Here is a 253-nt window from a genome sequence, read left to right on the forward strand (position 1 = left end):
AATGATATACTAAAAAAGGCGCATGTGTACTTCATCAACAATCCAAGTCGATGAAGTACGCTTATATGAAAAATCATTTAACCTGCTATCCCGTTACTAGGATATGCTCATTACTTGGTGTCAGTTCATCGGGTTATTATGCTTGGTTAAAAAGAGCAAACAAATCAGCTAAACTCAGCGAGTATATCCAAAAACAGTATTGGCAACATAAAGCCCGTTTGGGTGCGCCAAGCCTGCTTCATGATGCAAGGGA

The 253-nt window shown here is 39.5% G+C and carries 1 pseudogene; it reads left to right on the forward strand.

Going from position 1 to position 253, the window contains the following annotated elements:
* Positions 1-65: 65 nt before the first annotated feature.
* A pseudogene (locus B9N71_RS12860) lies at positions 66-253 on the forward strand (IS3 family transposase); the annotation flags it as partial.

Origin of the sequence: Gilliamella bombi (assembly GCF_900103255.1) — a bacterium.
Lineage (GTDB): Bacteria > Pseudomonadota > Gammaproteobacteria > Enterobacterales > Orbaceae > Gilliamella > Gilliamella bombi.